The organism is Mesorhizobium sp. M5C.F.Ca.ET.164.01.1.1, assembly GCF_004792125.1.
Classification (GTDB): domain Bacteria; phylum Pseudomonadota; class Alphaproteobacteria; order Rhizobiales; family Rhizobiaceae; genus Mesorhizobium; species Mesorhizobium wenxiniae.
On record NZ_SRTG01000006.1, the window covers coordinates 141,949 to 161,519 of the forward strand.

General features: G+C 61.4%; 22 protein-coding genes. 12 read left to right on the top strand and 10 right to left on the bottom strand.

The window, feature by feature from the left end; all coding sequences use genetic code 11:
• The first annotated feature begins 31 nt into the window (after nt 1–31).
• Entirely contained in the window at nt 32–1,420 is a 1,389-nt protein-coding gene (sthA, locus tag EN807_RS26255) for a Si-specific NAD(P)(+) transhydrogenase (protein ID WP_135937276.1), read from the top strand.
• A 12-nt stretch (nt 1,421–1,432) separates the two neighbouring features.
• On the opposite strand, the gene EN807_RS26260 is transcribed toward sthA, so the two are convergent.
• Nucleotides 1,433–2,104, bottom strand: a complete 672-nt coding sequence (locus EN807_RS26260) for an alpha/beta hydrolase (protein ID WP_135937277.1) — start codon at nt 2,102–2,104, stop codon at nt 1,433–1,435.
• Nucleotides 2,105–2,309: 205 nt separating this feature from the next.
• Here EN807_RS26260 and opgC point away from each other — a divergent pair, with 205 nt between their 5' ends.
• Entirely contained in the window at nt 2,310–3,485 is a 1,176-nt protein-coding gene (gene opgC / locus EN807_RS26265; protein ID WP_135937278.1) for an OpgC domain-containing protein, read from the top strand.
• 10 nt (nt 3,486–3,495) lie between these two features.
• Here the strand turns inward: opgC and EN807_RS26270 are convergent, their stop codons facing one another.
• On the bottom strand, nt 3,496–4,578 hold the full coding sequence (locus tag EN807_RS26270; protein WP_135937279.1) for a LacI family DNA-binding transcriptional regulator: 1,083 nt from the start codon (nt 4,576–4,578) through the stop codon (nt 3,496–3,498).
• A gap of 143 nt (nt 4,579–4,721) precedes the next feature.
• On the opposite strand from EN807_RS26270, the gene EN807_RS26275 reads away from it, so the two are divergent.
• Together EN807_RS26275 and EN807_RS35735 are read left to right on the top strand one after the other, a co-directional pair.
• A complete protein-coding gene (locus EN807_RS26275) occupies nt 4,722–4,865 on the top strand; it encodes a hypothetical protein (protein ID WP_127314430.1) in 144 nt (47 codons plus the stop codon).
• A 64-nt stretch (nt 4,866–4,929) separates the two neighbouring features.
• Nucleotides 4,930–5,094, top strand: coding sequence for a hypothetical protein (locus EN807_RS35735; RefSeq protein ID WP_189522580.1), 165 nt, complete (start codon nt 4,930–4,932; stop codon nt 5,092–5,094).
• A 106-nt stretch (nt 5,095–5,200) separates the two neighbouring features.
• Here EN807_RS35735 and EN807_RS26280 read toward each other — a convergent pair whose 3' ends face one another.
• Nucleotides 5,201–5,575, bottom strand: coding sequence for a DUF423 domain-containing protein (locus EN807_RS26280; protein WP_135937280.1), 375 nt, complete (start codon nt 5,573–5,575; stop codon nt 5,201–5,203).
• Between the two features lie 43 nt (nt 5,576–5,618).
• Nucleotides 5,619–6,878: a multidrug efflux MFS transporter gene (locus EN807_RS26285; protein ID WP_135937281.1), complete on the bottom strand. Its 1,260-nt coding sequence runs from the start codon at nt 6,876–6,878 to the stop codon at nt 5,619–5,621.
• A gap of 176 nt (nt 6,879–7,054) precedes the next feature.
• Between EN807_RS26285 and EN807_RS26290 the strand changes: the two genes are divergently transcribed.
• Together EN807_RS26290 and EN807_RS26295 are read left to right on the top strand one after the other, a co-directional pair.
• Complete coding sequence (locus tag EN807_RS26290) at nt 7,055–7,720, top strand: GntR family transcriptional regulator (RefSeq protein ID WP_135937282.1); 666 nt, start codon at nt 7,055–7,057, stop codon at nt 7,718–7,720.
• Nucleotides 7,721–7,778: 58 nt separating this feature from the next.
• Entirely contained in the window at nt 7,779–8,039 is a 261-nt protein-coding gene (locus tag EN807_RS26295) for a DUF982 domain-containing protein (RefSeq protein WP_135937283.1), read from the top strand.
• 55 nt (nt 8,040–8,094) lie between these two features.
• Here EN807_RS26295 and EN807_RS26300 read toward each other — a convergent pair whose 3' ends face one another.
• Nucleotides 8,095–8,253, bottom strand: a complete 159-nt coding sequence (locus tag EN807_RS26300; RefSeq protein WP_023798419.1) for a hypothetical protein — start codon at nt 8,251–8,253, stop codon at nt 8,095–8,097.
• Nucleotides 8,254–8,730: 477 nt separating this feature from the next.
• On the opposite strand from EN807_RS26300, the gene EN807_RS26305 reads away from it, so the two are divergent.
• A complete protein-coding gene (locus tag EN807_RS26305) occupies nt 8,731–9,423 on the top strand; it encodes a glycosyl transferase family 90 (RefSeq protein WP_348640265.1) in 693 nt (230 codons plus the stop codon).
• A 34-nt stretch (nt 9,424–9,457) separates the two neighbouring features.
• Here EN807_RS26305 and EN807_RS26310 read toward each other — a convergent pair whose 3' ends face one another.
• Entirely contained in the window at nt 9,458–10,501 is a 1,044-nt protein-coding gene (locus EN807_RS26310; RefSeq protein WP_135937284.1) for an aldo/keto reductase, read from the bottom strand.
• Nucleotides 10,502–10,762: 261 nt separating this feature from the next.
• Here EN807_RS26310 and ppk2 point away from each other — a divergent pair, with 261 nt between their 5' ends.
• A complete protein-coding gene (gene ppk2 / locus EN807_RS26315) occupies nt 10,763–11,683 on the top strand; it encodes a polyphosphate kinase 2 (RefSeq protein WP_135937285.1) in 921 nt (306 codons plus the stop codon).
• 236 nt (nt 11,684–11,919) lie between these two features.
• Here the strand turns inward: ppk2 and EN807_RS26320 are convergent, their stop codons facing one another.
• Together EN807_RS26320 and hemB are read right to left on the bottom strand one after the other, a co-directional pair.
• On the bottom strand, nt 11,920–12,564 hold the full coding sequence (locus tag EN807_RS26320; RefSeq protein WP_135937286.1) for a dihydrofolate reductase family protein: 645 nt from the start codon (nt 12,562–12,564) through the stop codon (nt 11,920–11,922).
• A 218-nt stretch (nt 12,565–12,782) separates the two neighbouring features.
• Nucleotides 12,783–13,814, bottom strand: coding sequence for a porphobilinogen synthase (hemB, locus tag EN807_RS26325; RefSeq protein ID WP_135937287.1), 1,032 nt, complete (start codon nt 13,812–13,814; stop codon nt 12,783–12,785).
• A gap of 206 nt (nt 13,815–14,020) precedes the next feature.
• Here hemB and EN807_RS26330 point away from each other — a divergent pair, with 206 nt between their 5' ends.
• The 4 genes from EN807_RS26330 to EN807_RS35740 all read left to right on the top strand — a co-directional run bounded on the left by EN807_RS26330 (nt 14,021) and on the right by EN807_RS35740 (nt 16,906).
• On the top strand, nt 14,021–15,064 hold the full coding sequence (locus EN807_RS26330) for an enoyl-CoA hydratase/isomerase family protein (protein WP_135937288.1): 1,044 nt from the start codon (nt 14,021–14,023) through the stop codon (nt 15,062–15,064).
• Nucleotides 15,061–15,483: a DUF6163 family protein gene (locus tag EN807_RS26335; protein WP_135937289.1), complete on the top strand. Its 423-nt coding sequence runs from the start codon at nt 15,061–15,063 to the stop codon at nt 15,481–15,483. Before EN807_RS26330 ends, EN807_RS26335 begins: the two co-directional genes overlap by 4 nt.
• A gap of 256 nt (nt 15,484–15,739) precedes the next feature.
• A complete protein-coding gene (locus tag EN807_RS26340; protein WP_095485756.1) occupies nt 15,740–16,255 on the top strand; it encodes a winged helix DNA-binding protein in 516 nt (171 codons plus the stop codon).
• 486 nt (nt 16,256–16,741) lie between these two features.
• Complete coding sequence (locus EN807_RS35740; protein ID WP_210240000.1) at nt 16,742–16,906, top strand: hypothetical protein; 165 nt, start codon at nt 16,742–16,744, stop codon at nt 16,904–16,906.
• A gap of 1,082 nt (nt 16,907–17,988) precedes the next feature.
• On the opposite strand, the gene EN807_RS26345 is transcribed toward EN807_RS35740, so the two are convergent.
• Both EN807_RS26345 and EN807_RS26350 read right to left on the bottom strand, forming a co-directional pair.
• Nucleotides 17,989–18,819, bottom strand: a complete 831-nt coding sequence (locus EN807_RS26345) for a hypothetical protein (RefSeq protein WP_135937290.1) — start codon at nt 18,817–18,819, stop codon at nt 17,989–17,991.
• 21 nt (nt 18,820–18,840) lie between these two features.
• Entirely contained in the window at nt 18,841–19,449 is a 609-nt protein-coding gene (locus EN807_RS26350; RefSeq protein WP_135937291.1) for a hypothetical protein, read from the bottom strand.
• Between the last annotated feature and the right edge of the window lie 122 nt (nt 19,450–19,571).

The window sequence follows — 19,571 nt, forward strand, 5'->3', positions numbered from 1 at the left end:
GCAACAAAGTGCAGGCGAGGGGCAGGGCGACATGGATTACGACATGCTGGTCATCGGCAGCGGCCCTTCCGGGCGCCGCGCCGCGGTGCAGTCGGCCAAGCTCGGCAAATCCGTGCTGGTGGTCGACAGGGGCCGGCGTCTTGGCGGTGTTTCCGTGCATACCGGCACCATCCCGTCGAAGACGCTGCGGGAAACCGTGCTCAATCTCTCCGGCTGGCGCGAGCGCGGCTTCTACGGGCGCGGCTACCGGGTCAAGCAGGACATTTCGGTCGGCGATCTGATCGAACGCCTGCACAAGACGCTCGATCACGAGGTCGAGGTGCTGCAACACCAGTTCATGCGCAACACGGTCAAGAGCGCGCGCGCCGCAGTCAAGTTTCTCGGTCCCAACAGAGCGAGCCTGACGACGGAAACCGGCGACTACAGCGAAGTCGGTTTTGCGCATGCGCTGATCGCGGTCGGTACCCGCCCGCACCGGCCGCGCGACGTGCCTTTCGACAAGATCCGTATCTTCGACAGCGACGAGATGCTGGAGCTCGAGCGCTTGCCGCGGACATTGACGGTGATCGGCGCCGGCGTCATCGGCGTCGAGTACGCGACGATCTTTTCGGCGCTCGACGTGCCGGTGACGCTGGTCGAGCCGCGCAACACCATCCTCGATTTCGTCGACCGCGAGATCGTCGACGATTTCATCCATCAGATGCGTGACCGCGGCATGACGATCCGGCTCGGCAGTGCGGTCAAGGAGATTGCCTCGAAACCCGACTACGCCGAGGTGACGCTTGCCGACGGCCGCACCATACGCTCGGAGATGGTGCTCTATGCCGCGGGGCGCAATGGCAATGTCGGCGCGCTCGGCCTGGACGTGGTCGGCATCGAGGCCGACTCCCGGGGTCGCATCAAGGTCGATCCGCAGACCTTCCGGACCAGCGCGCCGAACATTTATGCCGCCGGTGATGTCATTGGCTTTCCGAGCCTCGCCTCGACCTCGATGGAACAGGGCAGGGTGGCCGCCTGCCACGCCTTCGGCGTGCCCTTGCCACCGCCGCCGGAAACGTTTCCCTACGGCATCTACGCCGTGCCGGAAATCTCGACCGTCGGCCAGTCCGAGGAGCAGGTGCGCGAGAGCGGCGGCGCGTATGAGGTCGGCGTGGCGCGCTTCCGCGAAACCTCGCGGGGCCATATCATGGGCGTCAACACCGGCTTCCTGAAGCTTCTGTTTTCGATCGAAACGCGCCGGTTGCTCGGCGCGCATATCGTCGGCGAGGGCGCGACCGAACTGATCCATATCGGCCAGGCGGTGATCAATCTCGGTGGCACCGTCGATTTCTTCGTCAACAACACCTTCAACTATCCGACGCTGGCCGAAGCCTACAAGATCGCCGGGCTGGATGCCTGGAACCGGATGGGGCGAGGGTAAGATCTCGGCTCATCAATTTGCCTGCGCAATAGTGGTTGCCGGGCCGGCCAGCCATTGCCTGACGATTTCAGCATCCCGATCGCCGATTTCATGGCCGGAGGCGATCGTGTGGGCCTCGACCTCGGCACCATGCCGGCCGAGCAGTCCGACCAGCGCGAGTGCGAAGGGCCCGTAGGTGAGGTCGGCGGCGCCGGATATGATTGCCACCCGTGCCTTGCGGAGATCCGCCGGCGGCACCTCGTCCAGCACGGGCATGGGCCGCAGCAATGCTGCTCGGGCGATGAGCTGCGGATGCAGCAGCATCACGCTTGAAACCAGGTTGGCGCCGTTCGAATAGCCGAGAAAAATTCCCCGGGAGAGGACGAGGTCGTGGCGTTTCGCCACCTCGGTGATGAAGGCCGCGAAAGCGTCCGCCTCTTTGCGGATGCTACCCTGTTCGAAGCGTATGGGCGAGATCCGTCTGAACCAGCGGAAACCGTCCTCCTGGGCGATACGGCCACGCACCGCCACCGACACAGCGTGCGGCGCGATTTGCTGCCCCAACGCGACCAGAGTGGTCTCGTCGACACCAGATCCATGCAGCAGAAAAAGGCATTCGCCGGTTGGTTCTGCTGGTCTGTAGAGGCGATAGAAAAACGGCAGGTCGCGCCGCAAAAAGCCGTCTTCCGGAGGTTTTTCGGCCATAGTTGCATCCTTTTGATTTCGCGTCGTTTTTGTTCATTTGCCGGCTTCAAAACGGAATATTTTCGGGCTCCTTCAAAGTTGATTGAACCGGGCGCATTTCAGTCCGTTTGTTCGCGATATGCTCCTGCGGGGAGGAATCGAAGCGGTGCGTCGGGCGGTCGCATCGATCGCCGGCATGAACAACCAGCTTTGAGGCCTTTTATCGATGACCATGCCAAATTCGGAACGCGATACGCGTATCGATGTGTTCCGCGCTCTCGCTCTGCTGATCATATTTGTCGACCACGTCCCGGGCACGCTTTTCGAAACCCTGACCTATAAGAATCTTGGTTTTTCGGATGCCGCCGAGGCCTTCGTGCTGATCTCCGGCATGTCAGTCGCGCTCGCCTACGGCTCAAAATTCCAGTCCGGAAACAGGCTCGTGGCGACACTGAAATTGTGGCGTCGCGCCGGTGTGCTCTATGTCGCCCACATTGTCACGACGATGGTGGTGCTGGCCATCTTCTGCGCGGCGGCGGTGTTCGCGAAGCGGCCGGACATGCTGACGCTGATCAACATCGAGCCATTGATCAGGAACCCGCAGCAAGCGCTGATCGGCATCGTCACGCTTGGCCATCAGCTCGGCTACAACAACATCCTGCCGGTCTATGCGGTGCTGCTGCTGATGACGCCAACCTTCCTGCTGTTCATCAGCCACAGGCCTTTGGCGGCGCTCGCCCTATCCGGAGCCCTATGGCTGGTTGCCGGGATCTACCAGATCGCCCCGCCGAATTATCCTGAGCCCGGCTTCTGGTTCCTCAATCCGCTGTCGTGGCAATTCCTCTTCAACATCGGCCTGGCGAGCATGCTGCATATCAGGCGCGGCGGCACCATTCCAGTCAATCGCTGGCTGGTCGGCGCGTCGGCGGTCTATGTCGCGGCGGCGTTGGTCTGGGTGCACAGCCCGCTATGGGGGCACGTGTCGTGGCTGGACCTGCCGGTGGTGCTGACCGGCTTCGACAAGACATTTTTGTCGCTGCCGAGGCTGCTGCACATCCTGGCGGTGACCTATCTGATTGTGGCGTTTCCTGCTGTCTCGAACCTGTTCCGCACCGGCCGCGACCATCCGCTCGCCATATTGGGCAAACGATCGCTGCCGGTTTTCATCTCCGGCACGGTCATGGCCATGGCGGCGCAGGTGATGAAGCTGCTCAACCCGGGCGGGTTTGCCTTTGACAGCTTGCTGATCGCCGCCGGCATCGCCATGCAGTTCGTGCTCGCCTATTATCTCGAATGGCTGTCGGGTATTGGGCGGTCCGGCATGAGCAAGCCGGTCCGCAGCGAGGCGCCGCCTGTCCATGCGTCCTTCGGTGTGGGTGCGATGGCGACTACCAACCGGTAGACGTTCGGGCTCAGGCTGTTTTGGGCGGCGGCCCGGAAGAGGCCCTGACGACAAGCTCGACGCCGAGCGTCTCGCGCCGCACCGTGCCGTCGAAATCGAGGATCGTTCGCGCGGCCCGGCGGCCGATCTCGGCAATCGGCTGGGCGATCGTGGTGAGCGCAGGATCGCAAAGGGCGGCGTCAGGCACGCCGTCGAAGCCGATGATGGAGACGTCGCCGGGAACCGCGATACCACGCGCGGCCAACCATTCGATCGCGACCATGGCAATCCGGTCCGACATCGCCAGGATGGCTGTCGGCGGCTCTGCCGCGGCGAAGATCGTCTCGAGACCTGCTCTGGTGCTGGCTTCGTCGTTTTCGGTCTCGTATACCGGAATCCCGGCGGTATCGACGCCGAACCGGGAAAGTGCCTCGAAATAGCCGACGAGGCGATCGCGCGTGCCGGGGTAGACGGCCGTCCGAACCTGCTCCGGCGAGACAGGACCGGTCCTGTCGTCGGCGAAAGGCAGCGACAGAACGGCGAAGCGTCGATGGCCAAGCTCGGCAAGATGGTGCGCCGCCAGGCGGGCGCCGGCGACATTGTCGACGCCGATTGCCGAAACAGTGTCGTCGTCGAAGCCGAGCTCAAGCGCGACGAAGGGGAGTTTGCGTTCGCGCGTCAGTTCGACCAAGCGTGAGCCGCCCTCGATGCAGAACAGGATGAAGCCGTCGACCAGCGCGCTCTGGATGTTCCAGGCAAGCTTCTCCTGATTGCCGGCCGATACCAGCGCGATGCCGGCGCCGGTGGCGTCACATGCCTCGGAAATCCCGGCCATCATCGCGCGGGCAAAGGGATCGTCGAAGAAATAGGACAGCGGCTCGGTCGTGGCGACGCCGATCGCGTTGACCTTTCCGGCACGCAGCAGCCGGCCCTTCGGATCGGGACCTGCATAGCCCATCGCCTCGGCCGCCGCCTTGACGCGCTCGCGGACTTCCTCGCGTACGATCTCGGGACGGCTGAACACGTTGGAGGCGGTGCCGTGCGAAACCCCTGCGGCCTTGGCTATGTCGGCCAGCCGGATGGATCGTGTATTGCCTTCGGTGGATGACGCCATTTTCTGCCTCCGGACTCCCTATCCAACATCTAGCACCTTTGTTGGATCGATTCAAATTTTGCTTGACATTGGTGCATTTGGGTGTATTTTTGAATCGATCCAAGTTTAGCGGCCAACTGTCGATCGGATCGAAGGAGAGAGCCATGCACCCCGTTAATTATCTGTTCGAAGACATCTATCGCAATGACTGGAGCATTACCTCCAACGCGGTGACCCGGAAACGTCGCGGCAGCGCCGGCCCGTGGATCCGCGATCTGCGTTTTCTCGTGGAGCGCAAGCGGAGCTGATCGGCACGGCATTTTCGGGGCTGTCGATTGGATCGATTCAAGTTTGAAAAAAGGAAATCAGGCCATGCATCCGATCAATCATTTGTTCGAAGACATCTATCGCAACTATTGGGGCATCTCACCGGCCATCAATAGGCCGGAGCGGCGCCGCCTGACCAAGCCGGCGGCACGCAATCGCGACCTGCCGGTCCGGCCCGAACGCCGGCAATATTGGCCATCGTCTGACTGACCGTGGTTTGGCGGAACCCGGCCGTTTCGCCCGCAAGCGCCGCACTTTGAGGTGGGGAGGGCTAGGATGCCAGCCGGACTCCCCGATTGGTCCGGGGAATGCCGTCTCAGGGGCGCGGGCGCGCCAGCGCCGAGGCTGCAACCGCCAGCCAGCCGGCGATGAGCAGGGTGCCGCCGATCGGCGCCGACATCGGGAAAAGCCGCGAGCCGAGGAAGTCCCGGGCGAGGAGATCACCGCAGAATAACACAAGCCCGACTAGAAGAATGACGCTTGCGGTTAGCAGGATCCGGTTTGCGCCGACGAGGCCGACGGCAAGAAAGACCGGCGCATGCATGAGCAGGAACGACGCGACCGTACCGACGAAAGCGCCGCCCAGATGTGCCGCCGCGGCGGAAAGCGTCACGCCGGCCGCGCCGCACAGGCCGCCGGTGAAAACGAGGATGCGGCCGCTGCCGCTTGCTTGTTGCTCGGCCGTGCTCATGTGTCTCTGGTCTCCGTGAAGCAGTGATAGCCCGCAAACGGTGTCAGGATTTGCGTGCCTGCACCAGCATGTCGCGTCCGCGGCGTGACTGGACCAGCCAGTTATACGCCGCTCCGGCCGCCATCAGCACGGATGTGCCGAGAAATACCGCGCGCATGCCGAAATGACCGCCGACGAAGCCGCCGAGCAGCGGCCCGGCGACCTGTCCGACATACTGCGCCGAGATCGACAAGCCGAGCACATTCCCGCCGACGCCGTCCGGAACATTGTGGCGGATGACGCTGGTGATGCAGGGCAAGAGGCCGCCAAGCGCCAACCCCATCAGGAAACGCAGTCCAACGAGCTGCCAGCCCTGCGTGACGAAGGCCTGCGGGATCAGCAGCAGCGCCGAGACGGCAAGCGCCCCAATGATGACGTTCCAGTGACCGACGCGGTCTGCGAGCTTGCCGAGTCGCGAGGCCGACAGGATGGCGCCAAGTGCTGCCGCCGACATGACGACGCCGGAGGTCAGTGTTAGCAGGCTTTGGTCCTCGATGAGCTGCTGGACGTAGACCGTGATGATCGGCTCGATCGACATGGTGGCGAAGCTCAACAGCGTGCCGGTCGCCAGCATGGCGACGACCGGGCGCTTGTCCGAGATTTGCGACCAACCGCGTTTCGGCTTCTCAGTCGATGCTGATTTGTCGGCTACCGGGCGAGGGTTCTCCTCGATGAGAAAAGTCGTTGCCAGGAACGCCAGGAAAATGACTCCGCCGGCGAGCAGGAAGGTTGCGCGGATGCCGATCAAGGGCGGCAGCGCGCCGCCGAGCAGGGGGCCGACGAGGGCGCCTGCGGTGATGCCGGCCGACAGCACGCCAAGCGCCCAGCCTGACCGGTCCTTCGGCGTTTGCATGGCGACGAGAATGGTCGAACCCGAGGAATAGCCGCCGGCGAAACCGATCAGCAGGCGCAGCAGCACCAATTGCCAGACAGTCTCCACCATGCCGGTCAGCGACATGCAGGCGGCCATGCCGAAACTGGCACGCACCAGCATCAGCTTGCGGCCGTAGCGGTCGCCCAGCCGTCCCCACAGCGGCGCCACCAGCGCGGCGGCGAAGAACGTCGCGCCATAGGCGATGCCGGACCACTGCACGATCGCCGCGTGCCCCTCGGCACCCAGCTGCTCGACGTAAAGCGGCAGGAAGGGCAACAGCAGCGTCATCGCGACAAGCGTGCTGAACGAGCCGGCAAAGCACACGGCGAGATTGCGGCGCCAGTGGATGTTGTGGGCGCCTTGCGTGGCAGGGGTGGCGTCTTGCGGCATGTCCTGTCCTGTCCGGCAAGTCTGTCGGCGGCTTGCTGCGGATACCGTTTTGGGATACCAAGTTGGTATCCGTCATGGACGCAAGCTCGACGGCTGTCAATGCGGCGCTCTCAAACGTGATCGCCAAACCCTGAACGCGACCAGTTAGCCAGAATAAATAGCCAGAACGGAACCCCATGTCGCAGATGCAGAATGTCGAAAAACAGCTTCGCGGAATGATCCTCGGCCTCGAGATCGGCCCGGGCGAGCGGCTGACGGAGCGCTGGATCGAAAGCCGCTTCGGGGCCTCGCGTACGCCGGTCAGGGCAGCATTGCTGCGGCTCGAGACGGAAGGTCTGGTCTGCCGCGACGGGCGCGGCTGGACGGTGTCGCCGATCAACCTCACCGAGCTCGAGCAGATCGCCGTCTACCGCGACGCGGTCGAGGTCGCAGCGGTCAAGCTGACTTGTGCCTTGGAGGACAGGAGCGCCGTCGACGTCATCGAGGCGATGCTGGACTCCTGCGACGCCGGCACCCCGCGCGAGGAATGCCATCGCGTCGGCATGGATTTTCACATCGAGCTCGCACGCCTGTCCGGCAACGAGTTCCTGTTTCGGGCGGTTCGTGACGCGATGACGAGGCTCTCCCGCGCGCGCTGGCTGGAGGTGCGCGACGAGGCGGCGCTGAGCCGTGCCTGGGCCGAACATCATGCCATTCTGGCGGCAGTGCGGGCTGGCGACGCAGACGAGGCGGCACACCGGCTTTCGGCCCATATCGTCGGCAGCCGCGACCGGCTGGTGACGTCGCTGCACAACGACCGGCGCGGCCTGCGTGCCAGGGGATTTGCCGTCGTCGCGGCGTGATTGCGGAGGCAACCACTTTCGCCCTCGCTTCGCTGGCGCCGATGGCGTAAGAGCGGCGATGGAAAACAACCGATTTGAAACACCTGTGACCGTCAAGTCGGGCGCGGAGGGAACCACTCAGCTCTTGCGTACGGTCCGCGAGGCTTCCGACTTCCTCCTCAACAACTGGCCCGGCAAGCGCAGTCCAAAGCATCGCGAAGCGCTGCAGGCCTGCCATGATGCGCTGGCCGGCGACAAACCGGCGATGACCGCAAGGCGCGCCTTCATCGCCGCCGCGCGCGAGGTGAACGTGTTCGTCAGCGACAAGGCGCAGGCCTGAAGACGCAGCGGGATTCCTAGGCCAAATCCGATCCGCCTCGCGGGCTGGATGCGTTTTACTCTGCCGTTTCCGTTTCGGTCTCGGACGTGGTCTCGTCTTCGGGTTTCGAACGTTCCTTGGCTGCCACCTTGGCCGCCTGCTTTTCCGCCTTCTTGGCGGCCTTCTGCCGGTCGCGTTCCTTGCGTTCCTGGCCGTAATTCGGTGCTCGCGCCATATCTCTTCCTTTCACAATCCCAAGGTTCTTAGCCCTGCCTAGGAGCATTGGGCTCCAAACACAACACCGCAAAGAGCGATCGGCTCCATACACAGCCGGCAGGCTAGCTGAACACGGTTCTGTGGCTTGCAACATAGCTGGCACAATGGTGTAGGAGGGGCCGGGGGGCAAATCACAAGCCTACTTTTTACCAAGTGACCGATGGCCACCCTTTAAAGAAACGCACAGAAGCTATTCTACTATGCGCGCAATGCCGTACGCGATATTGCACCAGGCGATGTTCCGCCGCAGGCTCGCCGGGCTGCTCGATCAGGCCAGGCTTTCGGATGGATCGGTCCGCGCGCGTCTCAATTATTACAATAGGTTAAAGGCGCCTTTCGCGCCGAGCGCCGGCGCCGTGCCGGTCAGCCGGCTGCCGAGAGGCCGGAGCATGTAAACTACGATCTGAAGGAATTTGCCCGCTACTTCGATCCCGATTTGCGCATCGACCTCGGATTCGGCGACGTCATCGAAGTGCCTGCGATGCCGTCGATCGTCAAGGATCGGCCGATCGCCGGCGACAACAGGAACGGGGTCCTGTTCAAGCTCAACAAGTTCCGCCACTTCCACATGCCCGCCGACGATGTAGCCTTCGCGGACAAGCTTCCGGTTGCGGTGTGGCGCGGCGAGCTCAACAACCCGATAAGGACCTTGCTTCTCGAGGCCGCGCGCGATCTGCCCTTTTGCGATGTCGGCACGCCCAAACCGACGGCAGCGCCGGAATATCGCAAACCTTATCTGAGCATCGATCAGCAGCGGCGCTGTCGCTATATCATTTCGCTCGAAGGCAACGATGTGGCGACCAACCTAAAATGGATCATGAGTTCGAATTCGCTGTGCCTGATGCCGCCGCCGACATATGAGACATGGTTCGCCGAAAGCGAACTCGTGGCCGATGTTCACTATGTGCCGCTCGAACCTGATTTCACGAATCTTGCCGAGCGGGTGCAATATCTCGAACGTCATCCGACCGAGGCCGAGCGCATCGTTGCCGCCGCCAACGCCTATTGCCGCAAGTTCGCCGACGAACGGGCCGAGCAGGCGATCTGCTTGCTCGTGCTCTACAAGTACTTCGTGCTCAGCGGCCAGATCGAGTCTGATCCCGAGGTCTGGCGTTTTATCTCAGGCTAACCCGCGGCGACCTTCGACCAGATCCGGACCGTTGTCAGATATCTTCCCGGTCAAGAACCAGATCGGCCGGACCAAACCGGTCCTTTGCCGTGAACTGCTGGTGCCAGTAGGGATACAGGACGGGCGGGCGGCTCACAGCGTCCAGGCGTGCGCGCTCATCGCTGGTCAGCACCAGGCTTGCAGCGGCGATATTGTCCTTGAACTGCGCTTCGGTCCGTCCGCCGATCACCAGCGAGCTGACGGCCGGCCGGCCGAGCAGCCAGGCAAGCGCCACCTGCGCTGCCGAGACGCCATGGTTCTTGCCGATATAGGCAAGCACATCGACGATCCGCCACAGCCGGTCCTCATCACGGATCGGCGGTTCCGTCCAGCCGCTGAGCTGGCGGGAGGTGGCCTGGTCGCGGTGGTATTTGCCGGACAGCAGTCCACCGGCGAGCGGGCTCCACACCAACACGCCAAGCCCCTGGTCGACCGAGATCGGCAGCAGTTCATATTCGGCTTCGCGTGCTTCCAGCGTGTAGTGGATCTGCTGGGTGACGAAGCGCGGCTGGTGCTGGCGGTCGCTGATCCCCAGCGCCTTCATCACTTGCCAGCCGGAATAGTTGGAACAGCCGACATAGCGGACCTTACCCTGGCTGACGAGCGTGTCGAGCGCGGCGATGGTCTCCTCGAGCGGCGTCGTGCCGTCCCATTCGTGCAGGAAATAGATGTCGATGACGTCGGTCCTGAGGCGCTTCAGGCTCTTCTCGCACTCGCGGATCAGATGGTAGCGCGACAGCCCTTCGTCGTTGGGGCCCGTGCCGATCCGCATTCGCGCCTTGGAGGCGATCAGCACATCGCCCTTGCGTTTGCCGCCGAGCGCTTCGCCGATGATCTCTTCCGAAAGCCCGTTCGAATAGACATTGGCGGTGTCGATGAGATTGATGCCGGAATCGATGCAGAGGTCGATCATCCGGCGCGCCTCGTCGAGATCGGTCTTGCCGACCGCCGAAAATGCGCCGGCGCCGCCAAAGGTCATGGTGCCCATGGTCAGCGTCGAAACCTTCAGCCCGGAACGGCCGAGAGTGCGGTATTCCATGTCAGATCCTCGCAATTGCGTTGAGAAGGGCTGCTTCGAAGGCCGCCCGAGGGGAGCCTGGCATTTGTAGGACAATCGGAGCCGCTTGTCGTGCATGCCATTGGAGGCCGATCGATCACATCTCCCGGATTTGCGCGAGCCGGCACACAGGCCGGCTGCAATAAAACCGTCATTGCCGGCCTGTATGCAAGTCGGCTCAAGGTGTTCGGTCTTGGCCGGCAGGCCGGACGCCGACAGGGGCTCGCACGCGGAGCAGCATAAATGACCGAAGCAAAACAGAATTCTCCTGCCAAGGACTGGCTGGAGGCGGAGCTCGCCGACACGCTTGACGAAGATTACGAGCTGGAAATGTCGGAACCGGCGCTGTCGCTGGAGATCGCCAAGATCTACAAGAAAGCGCATCCGCCCTCGATGGATCGCCAGCAATATTTTCGCGACCTGATCACGCTGCAATCCGAATTGATCAAGCTGCAGTCCTGGGTGGCATATCACAAGAAGAAGCTGGTCGTGGTTTTCGAGGGCCGCGATTCGGCCGGCAAGGGCGGCGTCATCAAGCGCATCACCCAGCGGCTCAATCCGCGCATCTGCCGCGTCGTAGCCTTGCCGGCGCCGACCGAACGCGAAAAGTCGCAATGGTATTTCCAGCGCTACGTCCCGCATCTGCCGGCAGGCGGCGAGATCGTGCTGTTCGACCGCTCCTGGTACAACCGCTCCGGCGTCGAAAAGGTGATGGGATTTGCCGAACCGGATCAGGTCGAGGAGTTTTTTCGCGACGTGCCGGAGTTCGAGCGCATGCTCGTCCGCTCCGGCATCACGCTGGTCAAATACTGGTTCTCCATCACCGACGAGGAGCAGCAGATGCGTTTCCAGATGCGCATCCATGATCCGATGAAGCAGTGGAAGCTGTCGCCGATGGACTTGCAGTCGCGCGTGCGCTGGGAGCAGTACACCAAGGCCAAGGAAGAGACGTTCGCCCGCACCAACATTCCCGAAGCCCCCTGGTTCATCGTCGAAGGCAACGACAAGAAGCGGGCGCGGCTGAACTGCATCGATCATCTCCTCAAGCAGATGCCTTATGAAGAAGTGCCGCACGAAGAGATCACGCTGCCCGACCGCGTCTTCAATCCCGAATACGAGCGCCAGGTGCTGCCGCGCGAGCTGTATGTACCGGAGAAGTATTGAGGCAGGGTTCCCTTCTCCCCGTCAGTATACCGGGAGAAGGTGCCGGCAGGCGGATGAGGGGCGGCGCCGACCTCGGCAGTTGAACCCGGCCAAGTTACTGCGTGGGCCAAGCTCATTCTGACGCAATCTTCGATCGATCGCGCCGCCCCTCTTTGCACTGCCGCGCATTTCTCCCCGTATAGTGACGGGGAGAAATGGGCTTTCGCCAATCACCAACGTTGCAGAAGTGCCGCTAGCTAAGCCCGCTTGATGATGACGTGCGTGGCAAGCGGCGTCGCCACCTGTTCGGTGCACTGATAGCCGAGCTTGAGCATGTCGAGGCCGGCAAAAAGGTTCTCACCCTTGCCGAGCAGCAGCGGCGACACCGCCAGGTGCATCTCGTCAATCAGCTTCTCCTGCAGATATTGCCGGATGGTGGCGACGCCGCCGCCGACCCGAACATCCTTGCCGCCGGCCGCCGCCTTCGCCTGTTCCAGCGCCGAGTGGATGCCGTCGGTTACGAAATAGAAAGTCGTGCCGCCTTCCATCACAATAGGGTCGCGTGGATGGTGGGTCAGCACAAAGACCGGTACGTGGTATGGTGGATTGTCGCCCCACCAGCCTTTCCAGTTCTCGTCAGGCCATTCGCCGCGGATCGGGCCGAACATGTTGCGGCCCAGGATCCAGGCGCCGACATTTTCGAAGCTGCGCACGGTGAACGCCTCGTCGGTATCAATGGTGCCGCCCTCCTTGCCAACCATCTGACGAAATGTGCGGGTGCCGACCATCCATTTGTGCAGATCTTCTCCGCCGACACCGAGAGGATTGCTGAGATCCTGGTCAGGACCGGCGCCGAAGCCGTCGATCGACAGGGTGAAAGCGTTGACGCGAAGTTTGGACATGAGAGCCTCCTCGATAACCAGTTGCGTTATGCAATCAGTTATTGGTAGCTTAACTGATTGCGATTTGCAAGCGGTGTTTGGAACACGGCAAGGCGAAAGCGAAGAGCCAGGCGACTCTCGCTGCGTTTCACCGGCCGGAAACTGAAATTGTCCTGTATGTCGAAGCGGATCGCCGGCTATTGTTCGCGCCGCGAACCAATGTTCGGCTGAAGGGGATGCTACCCCTCCAGCATCGCCGCCACTTCGGGCGCAAAATAGGTGAGGATGCCGTCGCAGCCGGCGCGCTTGAAGGCTAGCAGCGATTCCAACATCGCCTTGTCGCCGTCGATCCAGCCATTGGCGGCAGCCGCCTTGATCATCGAATATTCGCCCGACACCTGATAGGCGAAGGTCGGCATCCGGAATTCGTCCTTCAGCCTGCGGATGATGTCGAGATAGGGCAGGCCGGGCTTGACCATCAGCATGTCGGCGCCCTCGGCGAGGTCCTGCTCGGCCTCGCGCACGGCCTCGTCGGAATTGGCGTGGTCGAGATAGTAGGTCTTCTTGTCGCCCTTGAGCAGGCCGGCGGTGCCGACCGCCTCGCGATAGGGCCCGTAGAAAGCGGAGGCGAATTTCGTCGCGTAGGACATGATCGCCACATCCTGAAAACCATTGGCGTCGAGCGCGTCGCGGATGGCGCCGATGCGGCCGTCCATCATGTCGGAAGGGGCAATGATATCGGCGCCGGCCGCCGCCTGGATGACGGCAGCCGCAGTGACCTGCTCCACGGTCTGGTCGTTGACGATGATGCCGTCGCGCAAGATCCCGTCGTGGCCGTGCGAGGTGAAGGGATCGAGCGCTGCGTCGGTGATGATGCCGATCTCTGGCACCGCGTGGTTGATGGCGCGCGTGGCGCGGTTGATGATGTTTTCCGGATCGAGGATATGCGAGCCGGTCTGGTCGCGCAGGCCGAGCGCGACATTCGGGAAGGTGGCGATCGCCGGAATGCCGAGCTTTGCCGCGCGCTCGGCCTCCTTGACGGCAAGGTCGAGCGACAGGCGGAAGACGCCGGGCATGGCGGCGATCGGTTCGCGAATATTCTTCCCATCGACGACGAAGATCGGCCAGATCAGGTCGTCGACGGAGAGCCGGTTCTCCTGGACGAGGCGGCGCGACCAGTCGGCCTTGCGCATGCGGCGCAAACGGCGGCTGCCGGTGATCTCGTCGACGCTGCGCGCGCCGGCAGGCTTTGCTGGGGTGAATTTGTTCATCGCCAAAACTCCGGATCGGCAGCTTTTACCACGAGCTTCCGCCGCTGACCAATGCGCCACGATTGTGCCAGGCTGGCATTACCTGGATATCGGTATACCAAATCCGGCTGACCGTTGCAGGACAGGATTGACCTTGGCATTGACGCACCCATGCGCCACGCTTTAGCACTTCAGTCCCGGCGGCGCAGGGGAGGGAATGTCAGGCGATGGATTTTGGCGGCAGCGACGAGATCCGCTTCGAACGATTGGACAGGGCCCGCATCGTCACGCTGACGCGGCCGCAAGCGCTCAATGCCGTCACCCACCGCATGGTCAAGGCGCTCGACAAGGCGCTGCGCGCCTGGGAGCGGGACGACGGCGTCGACGTCGTCGGCGTCAAGGCCGAGGGCAGGGCGTTTTCGGCCGGCGGCGACATCCTCCACATCTACGAGGCCGGCCAGGCGGGAAAGCCGCCGGTCGATTTCTTCGCCGACGAATACCGGCTGAACGCCCGCATCGCGCGGTTCAAAAAACCCTATGTCGCCCTGATCGACGGCATCGTCATGGGCGGCGGCGTCGGCATCTCGTTCCACGGTTCGCATCGGGTGCTGACCGAAAACGCCCAATTCGCCATGCCGGAAGTCGGCATCGGCTTTTTCCCGGATGTCGGCGCCAGTCATCTCCTGCCGAACCTTGGCGGCAGTTTCGGCATGTATCTGGCCCTGACCGGAAACCGCATCCGCTATGGCGACGCTTTGTGGTCGGGCCTGGCGACGCATACGATCAAGGCGCAGGACCAGGCCGGTTTTCTCGACCGGCTGGTCGCGACCGGCGACCCGGAATCGGCGCTGCGCGGCTTTTCCGTCCCGGCCCGCCGCGAGACTGACAGTCAGACGCTGGAAGCGATCGCCCGGCATTTCGCGCAAGCGTCGCTGGGTGACGTCATCGGCAGCCTGGAGCGCGCCGCACCCGCCGATGCGTTCGCGGCAAAGACGCTGGCGACGATCCGCACCCGCTCGCCGACCAGTCTGCATGTCGCCTGGCGCGAGATCAACCACGGGCTGACACTATCGATGGACGAGTGCATGCGGATGGAATTCCGCATCCTCAACCGTATGCTTGCCGGCCACGATTTCTACGAAGGCATCCGCGCTGCCATCATCGACAAGGGCTCGACGCCGCAATGGCGGCCGGCAGGCATCGACGACGTCAGTGCTGCCGAGGTCGATGCCTATTTTGCTCCGCTCGGCGAACGGGAACTCGAGCTGTGAGCGACGTCACGTCGAGACGCGTCGTGCTCCAGCCCTCGACGGTCGAGGTCATCTTCGCCTGGTTCCAGCGCGTCATATCGGGCTACTGCCTGTTGTTCGGGATTTTGTACTGGATCCGGCTGATCGGCTTCTATCCCGGCTCGTTTTGGCGCTTCGACCTGATGCCGGTGCATTGGCAGGTGGCGGCGGTGACGCTCGCCGTCTTCTTCCCCTTCGCCGCCGCCGGTCTGTGGATGCTGGCCTCCTGGGGGCCGGTGATCTGGTTCATCTGCGCGGCGACCGAGATCGTCATGTATGCCGGCTTTCCCCAGCTCTTCGGCCACCGGCCGCTGATCCTCGCCTCGCATGCGGCGGTGGCGCTGCTCTACATCGTCTTTCGCGTGGTGATCTGGATGCAGAAGCGCCAGAGCCGGCAATAGAGCATTGGACCGATACTCAACAAGAATAGCGCCGCGCGTCCCATTGGACGCGCAAATTTCGCCCGGAAACATTGGCTAAATCTTTAGGTTAATCATCCTTGTTCGGGTGACCCTTCGTTAAGCCTCTTTCGAAACCTCTTACCGGTAAGCTCTTGTTAGCCCTAGCGTTTAAGTCGAATTTTATGAGTATTCGATAGTGTCGCGATCAAGGTGAAAAACAAAAAAATCACCAGGCGACAAACGAGAGGCAAAGACAATGATCAATTCCCGTCCGGCGGCGAAGACCGCCAACGTATCCGATGACCGCCGCGAGGCAATCCGTTCGCTGTACATGGAATCGCTGCAGCTGGTGGAGCGGCTGCACCGCCGTTTGCTTGACGTGATCAAGGACGAATTCGACCGCAACGGCCGTTCCGACATCAACGCCATCCAGGCGCTGCTGCTCTTCAACATCGGCAATTCGGAGCTGACCGCCGGCGAACTGCGCTCGCGCGGCTATTATCTCGGCTCGAACGTCTCCTACAATCTGAAGAAGCTGGTCGATCTCGGCTTCATCAACCACCAGCGCTCGCGCATCGACCGTCGTTCGGTGCGGGTCTCGCTGACGCCGAAGGGCAGTGAGGTGGCGGAAGTCGTCGGCGGCCTCTACGAGCGCCATGTCGGCTCGATCGAGCAGGTCGGCGGCATCAACACGGAAGAATTCAAGCAGATGAACCGCGCCCTGCAGCGGCTGGATCGGTTCTGGAACGATACCATCGCTTATCGGATGTAATTGATTTAACTGGTGTACGGCAGCCTAAAGGGTGCAACGCAAGCGCACAAAGAGGCGCAAAGTGCACCTGGCCGCATCCAGCTAGGTTGCAACTGCGTTGCAGCCGAATTCCAATCCGGCGGCGGAGTGCATCTCCGTCGCCGGTTTTGTTTGGGGTGGGGATAACCTGTGAAAATCGGGTACGACAATAGAATCGAGTCGTCCCGACTTGCCACATACCGTATTTTCAGGGGTGCGCTGATTCGCAGCGTCCTGAGGCCAGCAATGGGTCTAGCACACCCAGCCAGCCTCAGAATCGAATGACCTGCAATTTGATTGGAGTCGCACGCAGGCCACAGGAGAAAGGAAGCGGAAATATCCGTCCCCGACGCGTCGGATATAACCGATAAGCCTTCTCTGGAGCAAGTGCGATCTCCGCACCTTTGGAGAACATACATGAAACCTTTTCCACCAGTACCCCTTGTCCCCCGGCGTTCGTCGCCACGAATGTCTGACGAAATGGCAGCCAAGGCCAAGGCTCTGCTCGGCCTTGGGTACAGTCAGCAGGACATCGCGACCTTGCTCGGCGTCAATCAAGGCAGGGTCAGCGAAGTGAATACGGGCAGTCGGTTCGGCGGCGTTCCGCCAGCCCAGCTCGAATTACCCCTTTAAAGTGTCGGAGCCGGGAGAGAAGTCACTCGACGTCTCTCTGCGCCCGGGTATCCTCTCCAACGCCGCCCCAACCCATCAACCAACGGCGGCTTGGCGAGGGCCGCTCGCGGCGGGCGCTTGCAGGGTAAGGCCGTCCACTCCATGTGACGGGTGATGAATTCAGGGTTCGGCGCGTGTCACCCTGGGTTTCACTATCGGAGATGTTGTTGGGGCGTGGTTGTTCGCTCTCTGGCTCTGCATTGACTGGTTTTTCAACCTCGATTTGCTCACGGAGGCGTTCTGTGGGGCCTGGGTAGTGAGCAACTGCGCCATCGACAAGATGGTGGAATAAGCCCAGTCGTGTAGCCGGAAGGCCGCAGGGCGGTTCGATTCCGTCCCCCACTCGATTTCAAGGACCTCGGCAGCGCCGGGTCCTTTACATTTATCCACATCGGAACGCGTGCGCCTGGCGTGAACATTCATCGCGGCTGTCGCCGCCGCGATCGGGTGGTTGTTGGAGAGTTGAAGCTGGGCCGCGGCGCGACTCTATCCTGATATTAAAAGCGGGACCGCCTGGTTAGGACGCCCCGCTCCAAGTTAGCCTACCGCCCAAGGGCGGCGATCAAGAACCGAAGTACCACCGCAGCACATCATTACGATGTAGAGCACGGTAGTCACCGTGAGTACCGAGATATGGGCTTCGCCGAGAACCGGATAGTAACCATTGGAGGTTGTACGTCCGGGTCTGTCAGCACCGATCAAACCCCAGGTTCAAGGTTGAAGCGGCTTCGCGAACTCTGACCGAGGGGTGTGTACATCACCTGGTCCTGGCCTATGATTTGTTCAGCTTTGAATCTCGATTTGATTGAGTTCAGTTGAATTCAGGTTCTGTTCGGTTTTCGATTCGGTTCTGTTTCGGGACCTTGGAGCGACTTCGATTCTGCTACGGGTCGGGTTTCTGTCGGATCAATCACACATCGTCAAACGGATGGCTCGCGGCGGTTCCACGAATTTCTGGGCATTGGCCGAAAAACAAAATCGTGGCCGGGCTGGCGTCCATCAAGAGGGTCCACAAGCCTGGCCGCGGATTCTTTCGATCTCCGTTATCTGCCTGTGGAGGTAGAACCGACCGTAAATTGGAACGGCCGGGCGTCTGGCGGGATCGTGAAATAGGTTATCCCGGCCTGAACGACGCCAATCATCACCAGTGCGACTGTCAACCAACCAATCCGGCTTTGCTGCTTCTTGTTGTCTGTGTGGCGCCGCTCTTCCAACTCGTATTCTGATAGCCCACTCATTCCTTTGGGCAGCAGACCAAAGGAATGATGTTGGCATGCGCCTAGGTACCCGGCATCGGCCAGCGATTCGAGCAGCATCTGGTAATACTGGAGCAGCCGGTCGTGCTGAGGATGGCTGAAGCTCCGATGGGTGTGCAAATCTTCCATGAGGCCGATCGGCCCTATTCGAAAGTCATGCTCGGCTTCGGTCTTGGTGATGAAGTACCGTAGTACTTCTATTCGGTCGTGACGAACCAGCGTCTCGGCGTTGAAAAAGCTCTGTTTCCGCTTTTCCCAAAAAACGAGCCAATAGGCGTGACCGAAAAGTCGCTGCAGGAGATACAAAAGCGGGGCACGATAGACGATCGTATAGCCCCACAGATAATGGTCGAGCTTGAACTCGAATGTACCAAGCATTCGATTCGGGATGATCGCTTCATATCCGGGTTCGCCATTTCCGTTGAAATACAGGACCTTCACGCCTTCGGGCACTAGACCCCTGACTAGATGCTCCTTGACGAAGACCCGCTCGACCAAATGGACAACAAAAAAGTTGTTCGTTAGCGACCGTGGTGGCGACAGCGGAATTCGATCTGGAGCCGGTCGTTTCATGACCGCGTCGATTGCTGTCCGATAAAGCCATGATGTAATGCACATCACCCGCCCCCTCAGAGAAGTTTACTTGACTGGCGGAATGCCCAAAACGCCGGTAACGACTCCGACGTAAAACCCGATAATCGTCTGGATCATGCTGCCGGCGAACCTCAGCTTGTCCGCGTCTTTGGTATACAAATAAAGCCCCATAAACAGCAGCAGGAACAGGGTAAGAGCTACGATCATAAATATCATGATGGCGGGCCGGTAGATCGTGGGGTCCGTGATGTTAGACAAGGTGTCGGCGTGGGCGGCCGTCACAAGACTTGGAATGCTCACGTCGTCCAGCTTCCCACCCGGCACGTTCGCCAATGCCTTTAACCCAGCGTCGAGCGCCGCCCTCATCTCCGCCAGCGGCTCGCCGGCCTTCGAGTCAGGATACTGATGGAAGATTGCTTCGAGGGTCCGGGTGTTCTGGTCGGCGATCTGTATAGCCTGACTCATTGCCACGAAATCAGGAACCATCACCTGAACATCGCGGGATGCGTGAAAACCCAGCAAGCTGCTGACGATGCCCAACAGTATACCGGCACCACATGCGATGAGCAGCGTTGATAGAAAGCTTCGATAGCTGGCTTTGATGCGTCCCAAGGCGGAAAGCTTCGCCAGTTCTTCTGCTGTTTGCTCTGTCATGACGTCCCCCGAATCCTCAGCGGCCCAAGTCTACATCATCGCAATAGTTTGCGCTTTGCGGTTGAATCGCTTTCCCCTTATCCTTCGAAGTAATGGAATCCCAAAGCCGACAAACGCCGACC

What these genes read in the sequence shown, in the direction of transcription:
- ppk2 (WP_135937285.1), top strand. Translation starts at nt 10,763, where the DNA reads ATGACCGAAGCAAAACAGAATTCTCCTGCCAAGGACTGGCTGGAGGCG.
- EN807_RS35740 (WP_210240000.1), top strand. Translation starts at nt 16,742, where the DNA reads ATGTCTGACGAAATGGCAGCCAAGGCCAAGGCTCTGCTCGGCCTTGGG.
- EN807_RS26340 (WP_095485756.1), top strand. Translation starts at nt 15,740, where the DNA reads ATGATCAATTCCCGTCCGGCGGCGAAGACCGCCAACGTATCCGATGAC.
- EN807_RS26280 (WP_135937280.1), bottom strand. Translation starts at nt 5,575, where the DNA reads ATGAGCACGGCCGAGCAACAAGCAAGCGGCAGCGGCCGCATCCTCGTT.
- EN807_RS26345 (WP_135937290.1), bottom strand. Translation starts at nt 18,819, where the DNA reads ATGTGCATTACATCATGGCTTTATCGGACAGCAATCGACGCGGTCATG.
- EN807_RS26310 (WP_135937284.1), bottom strand. Translation starts at nt 10,501, where the DNA reads ATGGAATACCGCACTCTCGGCCGTTCCGGGCTGAAGGTTTCGACGCTG.
- EN807_RS26350 (WP_135937291.1), bottom strand. Translation starts at nt 19,449, where the DNA reads ATGACAGAGCAAACAGCAGAAGAACTGGCGAAGCTTTCCGCCTTGGGA.
- EN807_RS26285 (WP_135937281.1), bottom strand. Translation starts at nt 6,878, where the DNA reads ATGCCGCAAGACGCCACCCCTGCCACGCAAGGCGCCCACAACATCCAC.
- EN807_RS26320 (WP_135937286.1), bottom strand. Translation starts at nt 12,564, where the DNA reads ATGTCCAAACTTCGCGTCAACGCTTTCACCCTGTCGATCGACGGCTTC.
- sthA (WP_135937276.1), top strand. Translation starts at nt 32, where the DNA reads ATGGATTACGACATGCTGGTCATCGGCAGCGGCCCTTCCGGGCGCCGC.
- EN807_RS26270 (WP_135937279.1), bottom strand. Translation starts at nt 4,578, where the DNA reads ATGGCGTCATCCACCGAAGGCAATACACGATCCATCCGGCTGGCCGAC.
- hemB (WP_135937287.1), bottom strand. Translation starts at nt 13,814, where the DNA reads ATGAACAAATTCACCCCAGCAAAGCCTGCCGGCGCGCGCAGCGTCGAC.
- EN807_RS26295 (WP_135937283.1), top strand. Translation starts at nt 7,779, where the DNA reads ATGGAAAACAACCGATTTGAAACACCTGTGACCGTCAAGTCGGGCGCG.
- EN807_RS26290 (WP_135937282.1), top strand. Translation starts at nt 7,055, where the DNA reads ATGTCGCAGATGCAGAATGTCGAAAAACAGCTTCGCGGAATGATCCTC.
- EN807_RS26275 (WP_127314430.1), top strand. Translation starts at nt 4,722, where the DNA reads ATGCACCCCGTTAATTATCTGTTCGAAGACATCTATCGCAATGACTGG.
- EN807_RS26300 (WP_023798419.1), bottom strand. Translation starts at nt 8,253, where the DNA reads ATGGCGCGAGCACCGAATTACGGCCAGGAACGCAAGGAACGCGACCGG.
- EN807_RS26260 (WP_135937277.1), bottom strand. Translation starts at nt 2,104, where the DNA reads ATGGCCGAAAAACCTCCGGAAGACGGCTTTTTGCGGCGCGACCTGCCG.
- EN807_RS35735 (WP_189522580.1), top strand. Translation starts at nt 4,930, where the DNA reads ATGCATCCGATCAATCATTTGTTCGAAGACATCTATCGCAACTATTGG.
- opgC (WP_135937278.1), top strand. Translation starts at nt 2,310, where the DNA reads ATGACCATGCCAAATTCGGAACGCGATACGCGTATCGATGTGTTCCGC.
- EN807_RS26330 (WP_135937288.1), top strand. Translation starts at nt 14,021, where the DNA reads ATGGATTTTGGCGGCAGCGACGAGATCCGCTTCGAACGATTGGACAGG.